The organism is Pseudomonas sp. ZL2, from assembly GCF_054788455.1.
The window spans coordinates 1-6,680 of sequence record NZ_JBGOGX010000062.1; the positions used below are offsets into that span (position 1 = coordinate 1).

6 protein-coding genes and 1 pseudogene are annotated in these 6,680 nt (G+C 60.7%); all 7 read right to left on the reverse strand.

What is annotated here, in order from left to right:
* Nucleotides 1-172: 172 nt before the first annotated feature.
* The 7 genes and pseudogenes from ABM562_RS26785 to ABM562_RS26815 all read right to left on the reverse strand — a co-directional run bounded on the left by ABM562_RS26785 (nucleotide 173) and on the right by ABM562_RS26815 (nucleotide 6,411).
* Complete coding sequence (locus ABM562_RS26785) at nucleotides 173-2,590, reverse strand: glucose/quinate/shikimate family membrane-bound PQQ-dependent dehydrogenase (protein WP_346617877.1); 2,418 nt, start codon at nucleotides 2,588-2,590, stop codon at nucleotides 173-175.
* Nucleotides 2,591-2,738: 148 nt separating this feature from the next.
* A pseudogene (locus tag ABM562_RS26790) lies at nucleotides 2,739-3,368 on the reverse strand (MFS transporter); the annotation flags it as partial.
* A 70-nt stretch (nucleotides 3,369-3,438) separates the two neighbouring features.
* Complete coding sequence (locus ABM562_RS26795) at nucleotides 3,439-3,771, reverse strand: hypothetical protein (RefSeq protein ID WP_460423905.1); 333 nt, start codon at nucleotides 3,769-3,771, stop codon at nucleotides 3,439-3,441.
* A 356-nt stretch (nucleotides 3,772-4,127) separates the two neighbouring features.
* A complete protein-coding gene (locus ABM562_RS26800) occupies nucleotides 4,128-4,526 on the reverse strand; it encodes a hypothetical protein (RefSeq protein ID WP_346617879.1) in 399 nt (132 codons plus the stop codon).
* On the reverse strand, nucleotides 4,523-5,572 hold the full coding sequence (locus ABM562_RS26805; RefSeq protein ID WP_460423906.1) for a hypothetical protein: 1,050 nt from the start codon (nucleotides 5,570-5,572) through the stop codon (nucleotides 4,523-4,525). Before ABM562_RS26805 ends, ABM562_RS26800 begins: the two co-directional genes overlap by 4 nt.
* Before the next feature lie 141 nt (nucleotides 5,573-5,713).
* Nucleotides 5,714-6,001, reverse strand: a complete 288-nt coding sequence (locus tag ABM562_RS26810; protein ID WP_460423907.1) for a barstar family protein — start codon at nucleotides 5,999-6,001, stop codon at nucleotides 5,714-5,716.
* On the reverse strand, nucleotides 5,998-6,411 hold the full coding sequence (locus tag ABM562_RS26815) for a hypothetical protein (protein ID WP_460423908.1): 414 nt from the start codon (nucleotides 6,409-6,411) through the stop codon (nucleotides 5,998-6,000). Before ABM562_RS26815 ends, ABM562_RS26810 begins: the two co-directional genes overlap by 4 nt.
* Between the last annotated feature and the right edge of the window lie 269 nt (nucleotides 6,412-6,680).

Sequence of the window (6,680 nt, forward strand, 5' to 3'; positions counted from 1 at the left end):
AGCCTTCCCAACTCATACACCACCTTCCCTTCCTTTTGTACTGGTCTGATAACCACCGAGATCGACACACATCGAGGTCTACCCTCTTCCCCCCCACGACGCTCTTCCGATCTAAGCCCGCTCCCACAGAAGCTGTGGGAGCGGGCTTGACCCGCGATTGGGGCGATGCGATTTAAGGCAGCGCGTACGCCATCACATAGTCGCCACGATCAGTCGACTGACGCGCACCACCGGCGGTGATCACCACATACTGCTTGCCGGTTTTCGGCGACACATAGGTCATCGGGCCGCCCTGGCTGCCGACCGGCAGGCGGGCTTTCCACACTTCTTCACCGTTGGCGCTGTTGAAGGCGCGCAGGTAGAAGTCCTGGGTGCCGGCAATGAACACCAGACCGCCCTGGGTCGACAGGGTACCGCCGAGGGTCGGCAGGCCAACCTTGATCGGCAGGTGCATGCGGATGCCCAGCGGGCCGGTGTCTTCAACGGTGCCGACCGGCACTTGCCAGGCAACCTTCTGGGTCTTCATGTCGATGGCGGTGAGGGTGCCGAACGGCGGTGCCTGGCACGGAATGCCGGCCACCGACAGGAAGCGGTTCTTGTTCACCGCATACGGCGTGCCCTTGAGCGGCACCGCGCCCATGCCGGTGTTCAGCGCTTCACCACCGGAGGCGGCCTGGCCCTTGTTCCGCGACGGGATCATCTGAATCCACAGGCCCAGGCGCATGTCGTTGACGAAGATAAAGCCATGCACCGGGTCGGTGGAGATGCTGCCCCAGTTCATGCCGCCCAGGGAGCCCGGGAAGCTCAGCGACAGGTCGGTGCCGGGCGCGGTGTACAGGCCGTCGTAGCGCATCTTCTTGAAGTCGATGCGGCACAGCAACTGGTCGTACGGGGTCGCGCCCCACATGTCCGACTCGGTCAGCTGCTGGGCACCGATCTGCGGCATGCCCACCGATTTAGGCTGGGTCGGCGAGTACGGCTCGCCGGGGATGTTGCCTGGCTTGACCGGGGTCTCGACCACTTCGGTCAGCGGCTTGCCGCTGGCGCGGTCGAGCACGTAGATCTGCCCGGCCTTGGTACCGATGACCAGCGCAGGCACCGACTGGCCGTCGGCCTTGGTGAAATCGATCAGGCTCGGCTGCATCGGCAGGTCGAAGTCCCAGAGGTCGTTGTGCACGGTCTGGTAGACCCACTTCTCTGCACCGCTGCTGGCGTCCAGGGCCAGTACCGAGGCGCCGTACTTGTGGTTCAGCTCGGTACGCTCGACGCCGTAGATGTCGGTGGACGAGCTGCCCATTGGCAGGAACAGGGTGTTCATCGCCGGATCGTAGGACATCGGCGCCCAGCTGTTGGGGGTGCTGCGCACGTAGGTGCTGTCGCCGGTCGGCGCATTGCGGTCTTCAGGGTTGCCCGGGTCGAAGGCCCAGCGCATCTGCCCGCTGATCACGTCGAAGCCACGGATCACGCCACCCGGCATGTCGGTCTGGACGTTGTCGGCGACGCGGCCACCGACCACTACGGTTGTGCCCGCCATCAGCGGCGCCGAGGAGAGCTGGTAGAAGGAGTCCGGAACGTTGCCCAGGCCGGCTTTCAGATCCACCTGACCATTGTTGCCAAAGCCCTGGCAGAACTCGCCGGTGTCGGCGTCGACCGCGATCAGGCGCGCATCGATGGTGTTGGTCAGCAGACGGCGCTGGCAGTTGGCACCGGCCGGCACGCTGGCGGCGATGATCGGCGAACTGTTCGGCTGGGTCGGCTGGGCGATCGGTGCGCTGGCATCGAAGTAGGCCATGCCGCGGCAACGCTGCCAGACCGCCGACCTGGCGTTGATTTCGTTCTTCCACAGCTCTTTGCCAGTGTCGGCATCGAGGGCGATCAGGTTGTTGTGCGGGGTGCAGATGAACACCTTGTTGCCGACCTGCAGCGGGGTCAGCTGGTCTTCGGCGCCGTTGCCGTCGCTGATGGCTACGTCACCGGTGTGGTAGGTCCAGGCCACTTTCAGTTTGTCGACGTTACTGCGGTTGATCTGGTCCAGCGCGGCGAAGCGGCTGCCACCTTCGGTGTTGCCATAGTGGGCCCAGTCTTTTTGCGCCTTGGCCGGGTCGACCGCGGTCAGGCCCGGGCCGTCACCGGTAGGGGCAACGCTTGGATGGGCGACGAACATATTGCCCGCTGCCACCGCCAGGGCAATTGCAAGCACCGCCGCCAAGCCATAGGCACCTCGGCCGGGCGTGGCGCCAGCGGCACGCTTGAGCAGCGGATAGACCAGCACCACCGCCAGGCCCATCGCGCCGAACATGAACAGGCGCGAGAACAGCGGCCAGAACACCAGGCCGACATCGGCCACGGCCCAGATCGCGGTACCGACCAGGAAGGCGGCGAACAGCCAGGCGCCGGCCAGTTTTCGGCGGGCGATCAGCAGGCCGGAAATGGCCATCAGCAAACCGCCGACCAGGAAGTACCAGGAACCACCCAGGCTGACCAGCTTCACGCCACCGGCGGCGAGCGCAAGGCCGAGCAGGGCGATGATCACGCCCAGGCCAACCAGGATGAATGTTGAGGCGCCAGATACGCGCGGTGTCTGTGTCATATCGAAGAAAACTCGAAGGGGGGAGTGGTCGAATTTTATACCCTTAGCAAGCTAATTAACAGGTTAGTACATAATTCGCTCGGGTTGGCACTGTGCCGGGAAACAGCTGAAACGCCCTCTCCCACAGGGGAGAGGGTGGGTATCAGACTTAGGTATGAGTGATGTCGCGGTCCTTGGTTTCCGGCAGGAAGAAGGTGCCAAGGATCGCCGTCATCACCGCGATGACGATCGGGTACCACAGCCCGTAGTAGATATCACCGGTGGCGGCGACCATGGCGAAGGCCACGGTCGGCAGGAAGCCGCCGAACCAGCCGTAGACCATGGTCACGTAGATCACCAGGATGGTCAGCAGCAAGACCATCGGGTAGTTGGTCTTGGCCGGGTCGGCTTTTTCCGGGTAGCCAGCGTCCTTGAGGGCGGTGCCCGGGGTGGCGATGAAGGCGTCGTTCTGGGCTTTGAAGTCGGCGGCCGGCATGCCGGTGCCTTCAAAGCTCTGGATCACCGTGTCGCCGATGCGGATCTGCGCGACGGTGCCGGGATCAGCGTTCTCGTTGCTGTAGGGGATGGCTTTTTTCGCCGGCACGCTCTTGGCCAGGTCGCACGAACTGGTGAATTTGGCCTTGCCCTCGGCCTTCATCTTCTGGAACACCGGCGATTCGCTCAGTTGCAGGCGGATGTACACCGAGACGATCAGCAGCAGGATCGACAGCAGGAACGGAATCCGCCAGCCCCAGGCCTCGAAGGCCTCGGTGCCGAGGATAGTGCGGCAGGCGAGGATGCCGCCATGAGTCTTCTCCGTCTTGTGCTTGTAGGCCGGAGTTCCCACTATCCTTAATCGGCAAAGCCACTCACTCAACGATCATCCGGCGCCTGAGGGTTGGCGGCAATCTATCCATCTTGTCTGCATCGAGGTGGCCCCTGCGTACATGAAGCTGTGGCCAGATCACCACGCCGCAGGTCGACCATACCAAGTAACAACGCGACTTGAAGCTTGCAGTGCCCCATAGGTTCTTCTGGCGTTCGATCCAGGGGTTGCCTTGGATTGTCTCAATCAGAATATCGAAATCACGGCTCAAGGCGACGCAGGCATTCATCGCCATTGCAGATAACATCAACAGAAAAGACGTTAATAAGAAAACCAGTTGCACGCCGGGCATCCAGGTTCGAGGATCTTCCAGCATGGTCGTTTCCTGTGGGAGCCGGACTTGCCGGCGATGAGGCCAGTTCAACCAGCACATCAGACGCTGACTGGATTACGACCGCTACGCGCTCGATCGCAGGCAAGCCAGCTCCCACGGGTCCGGCGTACTGATCCACTGTAGGAGCGGGCTTGACCCGCGATTGGGCCAGTCCAGCCATCACATTAGGTGTTGCCTGAATTACGTCCAGGCCGGGTTACTGCGAAATCGAACAGCCGATGCGCACAGAACTCACCCAACACAACGGTTACTTCCAGGGCGAGATCATCGGCTCATTCCGCTCAAGGTTTGAGTCAGGACCGTCCTTCGATGGCCTTGCGGATGAGTGTTGGTTAGGGCTAAAACATGCCCAGTTTTATCAGGCCTATACCAACCATCAGCCAGGCGAATCCTACAATTGTCAACCAGGACGAAATGTACATTCGGCGTTTTAGGTAAGGTGGGAAATCTGCTACTTCCGCTGGGTCCAATACGCCTTTACGGATACCAAGGCGCGGTCTAAGCATTGCGCCGCAGACACTACCCACGACAAGCGTGCGTGACCTTACGCTGGTGATTCCCCACAAGTTGACTTGCTGATGAAGCCAGGGGCTATTTTCAAGGGCCTTGAGCATGACCTTGAAATGTCGGCTACAAGCGAGATGGACGCCAATGCCTAAGCCAGACAAACACAATACGAAGGGGGCCAACCCAAAAGCAATTTGAGCCTCCAGCGGCCAGGCTTTCAGGTCCATCATAGACGAGCCTCGTAGATCATCTCTCCTATTCGTTCTCCAAACAGACCGCCTCCATAACCGCCTATGAGTGAGCCTGTACCAACAATAACTATGACGCAAACGGCGGCTCCCAACGGCCCGAAAGCAACGCAAACGGAAAGCGCTGCTTGTGTTCCGAAGTAAGCACCAGCTGCTCCACCAGCAAGCCCCCCGGCGAAACTACCCGTCGCGGTAAACCTGACTTTTCTGCACTCGTTCGTCTCGCCAGCCTGACAAGCCTCCCTTACCGTCAACCACGACGCCGTCCCTCCCAACCCAATCCCGACATACCCGCCATACTTGAGATACTTGGCCGTCTTCGCCACCTGGTCCAGGTGCGTCGCATACCCGGGAATCTGCCCAGCCCCGCCAGCCCGGCTCCAGTGGTGCACCAGGCTACGGGTCGAAATCCCCAGGTCCTTGCGCAAACTGTCGTAGCTCCCCAGGTTCAGCCGTTTGTTTAAAAAGGCACTCTTGAGCTGCGCATCAAGCTGCAAGTACAGCCGTCGGCGGGCATTGAAGAAGTCCGGGCTGTTCAATCTGCCGCTGCGGCTGAACTCGCGCTGATGCAATTGCTCAATACTGCGCAAGGTCGCTTCGACCTGGCGCAAGCCCTTTTCCAGCATGTCCTTGCCAACGCCCATGGCCTGGCTCGCGCCTGCGGACAGCCCGGCAATCTCGGCCTGATGGCGCATCATGAAGTTGGCTTCCTCAGCACTCAGTGCAGCCAGGCTTTCGCGCACCTGCGCCGCAGCCGTCATCAGCTCGGCCTCCTCACGGGTGCAGGCACTGGTGATGTCCGGGTCACCAACGACAAAGATTTCCCCCGCCTTGAAGCCACTGGCAAAGGTCGGGTTGAGCCGCTGTAGTCGAGCGATCAGTTGAGGCTCTTGTTGTGCCGTCAGCAAGGCCAGCACCTGGGCACCGGTCATGCGGTGCGGCACGATGTAGAAGCCAGGCTGCAACGTGCCATTGGTGGCGGTCATCGCAGGCGGAGGGGGAAAAACGGCAGATGGCGTCCTTGTCATGCACAGGTTCCTTGGGCAAAGAGGCCCGGAACCTAGCACTGGCATTCACGGCTTAACGCACCGCTAGACGGAATGGGAAGCGTCCCACAGTAAAATCGGATTCATCGCCCTATGAAGCTGGCTTGCCGGCGATGGCCTGGTTCACTCGAACAGCACTTCAGCCGCCATTTGCGGATACTCGGCCTGCAGAGTGGCCAGGCATTTTTGCATCAGCTCGGCGTCCCTCGGCAACTGCCTGGAAAAAGTGTCCCAGCCACTGAGCTTCAACTGTCGAGGCATCTGCACAAGGCCGGTAATCGCATCCCAGAAGGCATCCCAGTTACAGCCATACCAATCGGGAAAGCCGAGGGCGTCCCTTAACAGACAATGCAGTTCCCTGGCGCTTGTCACCGTGCCCAGATCAATCGCTACCACCTGTAAGCGGCTCAATTGAAATGCCCCACATAGGTGAGCGTGGCGGTGCTTTGTGGTTGCCGCGGATTGGAGTGATCTGGTGAGCGGCGGTCGCCGTAAATCGCGTTGTCGCCGATGATGATGAAGTGACCGAACCCGGCCAGAGACCGGGAACACAACTGCGATTTCTGCGCCTCGTTGGCTACCAGGCTCTGCACATACTCCAGCGATTCATCCAGCTCGACAAAGTCCGAATCCATGAAGAACTCAAGTTCCCGGGCAAGCTGCCAGGTTGGATTGTGATCTTCCCACGCGGCGAACTCGGCAGAACTTGCGTCGGCGGGCGGCTCGGGTTGCCATTGCTCGAAAGCGAACTGGCGAGCGTGCGTTTCGCTCTCGAAGGTGGCGGCGAAGAGGTGGAAGGGGTAGTAGGTTGGATCGTCCATAATCGGCCTTGCTGAGTGTGCTGAACAGGGCTGCAGGTTACCAGTGATCAACGGTTAATTTTTGCCGGGTTCGTAGGTGTAGGTTGGTCCGGGACCTCCCTGTGGAAGGAGCGGAGCTGTGGGGGGCAGCAAATCAAATGTTGTCTGGATTGCGACCGCTACGCGCTCGATCGCAGGCAAGCCAGCTCCCACAGGTCCGGCGTACACAGATCCACTGTAGGAGCGGGCTTGAACTGGTCAACAGATTTTGGACACCGGTTTAGGTTCAT

What these genes read in the sequence shown, in the direction of transcription:
- ABM562_RS26785 (WP_346617877.1), bottom strand. Translation starts at nt 2,590, where the DNA reads ATGACACAGACACCGCGCGTATCTGGCGCCTCAACATTCATCCTGGTT.
- ABM562_RS26795 (WP_460423905.1), bottom strand. Translation starts at nt 3,771, where the DNA reads ATGCTGGAAGATCCTCGAACCTGGATGCCCGGCGTGCAACTGGTTTTC.
- ABM562_RS26800 (WP_346617879.1), bottom strand. Translation starts at nt 4,526, where the DNA reads ATGATGGACCTGAAAGCCTGGCCGCTGGAGGCTCAAATTGCTTTTGGG.
- ABM562_RS26805 (WP_460423906.1), bottom strand. Translation starts at nt 5,572, where the DNA reads ATGACAAGGACGCCATCTGCCGTTTTTCCCCCTCCGCCTGCGATGACC.
- ABM562_RS26815 (WP_460423908.1), bottom strand. Translation starts at nt 6,411, where the DNA reads ATGGACGATCCAACCTACTACCCCTTCCACCTCTTCGCCGCCACCTTC.